The sequence below is a fragment of the Stenotrophomonas sp. STEN021 genome, assembly GCF_056760175.1.
The window spans coordinates 1-3629 of the sequence record NZ_JBRREH010000154.1 but is presented as its reverse complement, the minus strand read 5'-3'; the positions used below and the strand labels follow the sequence as shown (position 1 = coordinate 3629).

3 protein-coding genes are annotated in these 3629 nt (G+C 65.4%); all 3 read right to left on the bottom strand.

The genetic code is table 11. The features are described 5' to 3' along the window. Positions 1–164: 164 nt before the first annotated feature. From acnB to ACVOL0_RS20170, 3 genes are read right to left on the bottom strand one after another with little or no spacing between them, the layout of a single operon-like run. On the bottom strand, positions 165–2756 hold the full coding sequence (gene acnB, locus ACVOL0_RS20180) for a bifunctional aconitate hydratase 2/2-methylisocitrate dehydratase (protein WP_481550598.1): 2592 nt from the start codon (positions 2754–2756) through the stop codon (positions 165–167). 40 nt (positions 2757–2796) lie between these two features. Continuing rightward, positions 2797–3195 (bottom strand): type II toxin-antitoxin system VapC family toxin, encoded by a 399-nt coding sequence (locus ACVOL0_RS20175; RefSeq protein ID WP_481513245.1) that lies wholly within the window; start codon positions 3193–3195, stop codon positions 2797–2799. Further along, positions 3195–3428 (bottom strand): AbrB/MazE/SpoVT family DNA-binding domain-containing protein, encoded by a 234-nt coding sequence (locus ACVOL0_RS20170; RefSeq protein ID WP_057628413.1) that lies wholly within the window; start codon positions 3426–3428, stop codon positions 3195–3197. The genes ACVOL0_RS20175 and ACVOL0_RS20170 overlap by 1 nt, the downstream gene beginning before the upstream one ends. Positions 3429–3629: the final 201 nt, after the last annotated feature.

Here is a 3629-nt window from a genome sequence, read left to right as displayed (position 1 = left end):
TTTGTGTCTTTGGCCGCGCCCCGCCCTTTTGACCATCCCACACCGGGGGCGTGCCGGCCGGCCCCCCCGCCCCCCACAACAGCCGCAGCTGAATTTCGCAGGCAACAAAAAACCCCGGCTTTCGCCGGGGTTTTTCGTTCAAGCTTTTACTACTCAGCTACAACTCAGGCGTTGACCGAATCGGCCACGTCCTTGTAATCGCTGATCTGGTCGAAGTTCATGTAGCGGTAGATCTCGCTGCCTGCCGATTCCAGCACGCCAACGTCGGCCATGTACTCTTCCTTGGTCGGGATGCGACCCAGACGCGAGCAGATCGCGGCCAGTTCGGCCGAACCCAGGTACACGTTGGTGTTGCGGCCCAGACGGTTGGGGAAGTTGCGGGTCGAGGTCGACATCGCGGTGGAACCTTCGCGGATCTGCGCCTGGTTGCCCATGCACAGCGAGCAGCCCGGCATTTCCATGCGCGCGCCAGCCGAACCGAAGGTGCCGTACACGCCTTCCTTGGTCAGCTCGGACGCGTCCATCTTGGTCGGCGGGGCCACCCACAGACGGGTCGGGATGTCGCGCTTGCCTTCCAGCAGCTTGGCAGCAGCACGGAAGTGACCGATGTTGGTCATGCACGAACCGATGAACACTTCGTCGATCTTGGCACCGGCAACTTCGGACAGGGTCTTCACGTCGTCCGGGTCGTTCGGGCAGGCCACGATCGGCTCGTGGATGTCGGCCAGGTCGATCTCGATGACGGCGGCGTATTCGGCGTCGGCATCACCCTGCAGCAGTTCCGGGTTGGCCAGCCATGCTTCCATCTTCTCGATGCGGCGTGCCAGCGAACGGGCGTCCTGGTAACCCTCGGCAATCATCCACTTCAGCAGGGTGATGTTGCTGGTGAGGTACTCGATGATCGGCTCCTTGTTCAGGTGCACCGAGCAACCAGCAGCCGAACGCTCAGCCGAGGCGTCGGACAGTTCGAACGCCTGCTCCACCTTCAGGTCCGGCAGACCTTCGATTTCCAGGATGCGACCGGAGAAGATGTTCTTCTTGCCAGCCTTGGCCACGGTCAGCAGACCGGCCTTGATCGCGTACAGCGGGATCGCGTTGACCAGATCACGCAGGGTCACGCCCGGCTGCATCTTGCCCTTGAAGCGCACCAGCACCGACTCCGGCATGTCCAACGGCATGACGCCGGTGGCAGCAGCGAAGGCGACCAGGCCCGAACCGGCCGGGAACGAGATGCCGACCGGGAAACGGGTGTGCGAGTCACCACCGGTGCCGACGGTGTCCGGCAGCAGCATGCGGTTGAGCCAGCTGTGGATCACGCCGTCGCCCGGACGCAGCGAGACGCCGCCACGGGTGGAGATGAACTCCGGCAGGGTGTGGTGGGTCTTGACGTCCACCGGCTTCGGGTAGGCAGCGGTGTGGCAGAACGACTGCATCACCAGGTCGGCCGAGAAGCCCAGGCAGGCCAGGTCCTTCAGCTCGTCACGGGTCATCGGACCGGTGGTGTCCTGCGAGCCCACCGAGGTCATCTTCGGTTCGCAATAGGTGCCCGGGCGCATGCCCTTGCCTTCCGGCAGGCCACAGGCGCGGCCAACCATCTTCTGTGCCAGCGAGTAACCCTTGCCGGTGTCGGCCGGCTGCACCGGCAGACGGAACAGGTCGGTGACCGGCAGGCCCAGCGCTTCACGCGCCTTGGCAGTCAGGCCACGGCCGATGATCAGCGGAATACGGCCACCGGCGCGCACTTCGTCGAACAGCACGTCGCTCTTGACCTGGAATTCGGCGATGACTTCGCCGTTCTTCAGTGCCTTGCCGTCGTAAGGACGCAGCTCGACGACATCGCCGTGCTCCATCTTCGACACGTCCAGCTCGATCGGCAGTGCGCCGGCGTCTTCCATGGTGTTGTAGAAGATGGGCGCGATCTTCGAACCCAGGCACACGCCGCCGAAACGCTTGTTCGGGATGAACGGAATGTCTTCACCGGTGAACCACAACACCGAGTTGGTGGCGGACTTGCGGCTGGAGCCGGTGCCGACCACGTCGCCGACGTAGGCAACCAGGTGGCCCTTGTCCTTCAGCGACAGGATTTCCTGGATCGGGCCGCGCTTGCCGTCTTCTTCCGGCACGAACGGTGCGTCGGGACGCTTGTTCTTCAGCATCGCCAGGGCGTGCATCGGAATGTCAGGACGGGTGGTGGCATCCGGAGCCGGCGACAGGTCGTCGGTATTGGTTTCGCCCGGCACCTTGAACACGGTGATGGTCAGGCTCTGCGGCACTTCCGGCTTGCTGGTGAACCACTCGGCATCGGCCCAGCTCTGCAGCACGCCCTGTGCATTGGCGTTGCCGGCCTTGGCCTTTTCCTGCACGTCGTGGAAGGCATCGAACACCAGCAAGGTGTGCTTCAGGCCTTCAGCGGCGATGGCGCCAACTTCGGCGTCGTCCAGCAGCTGGATCAGCGGCGCGACGTTGTAGCCGCCCAGCATGGTGCCCAGCAGCTCGGTGGCGCGCGCACGGCTGATCAGTGCGTTCTTCTCGCTGCCGAAGGCGATGGCGGCCAGGTACGACGCCTTGACCTTGGCGGCGTCATCGACACCGGCCGGCACGCGGTTGGTGATCAGGTCGAGCAGGAACTCGGCTTCGCCGGCCGGCGGGTTCTTCAGCAGCTCGATGACGTCGGCCGTCTGCTGTGCAGTCAGCGGCAACGGCGGGATGCCAAGCGCGGCGCGCTCGGCTACGTGGTGGCGGTAGGCTTCCAACATGACAACTCCCGGGTGTAACGGTTAAAGAATGGATGGGCGCTCAGGCTTGCGGCACGATCAGCTTCAGGCCCTTGAAGTAGTCGCGATAAAACGTGTCGTTCCAGGTGATCAGGCCATCGCACTGCAGCAGTGCATGCGCGCCCACCATGAAATCGTCGATGCGGCGGGTATCGCCGCTGCGCTGCCGGTGGCGGCGATGCATCTCGCCGGCACGCAACGCGGATTTGGCTTCCAGCGGATTGAAATGGACACCCATTTCTTCCAGAGCGCCCTGCACCTCGGCGCCGCCGCGCAGCGAGGCGCAGATCTCGGCCAGGGTGGTACCGCAAATGACCACCCGGCCACCGACCAGCGCCTGCCGCAGGCAGGCTTCCACCGCGTCGGCACGGGGGCCGTCGCTGAGCAGCTCGATCAGGACCGGGGAGTCGACGGCGATCATCATGCCTCGTCGGCCTCGTCACGGACGGTACGCACGGCCTGCTCGGCCGAGTCGAAACCGTCGAGGGCGAACTTGCCGCGGGCACGGGAGATGGCGTCGTCCACGCTCTTGCGCAGGATGATGCGGCTGCCGTCCAGCTCAACCTTGAGCTGGGTGCCCTTGGTCAGGCCCAAAGCGTCGCGTACGGCCTTGGGCAGGGTGATCTGCCCGCGTTCAGCTACGGTGGCTTCCATGGGACCTCCAATGAAGTATGTACGAATTATACATACTTCGACGGGCATACCCCAGCCGAGCCCCGCGCGCCCAACCCACGGTCGGCTGCGCTTCACCTGTAGTGGGGGGGGCGGGGGGGGGGGAGCCCCCCCCCCACCAGCGGCCCCCCCCGGCGGGGGGGGGGGGGGGGGGGGGGGGGGGGGGGGGGGGGGGGGGGGGGG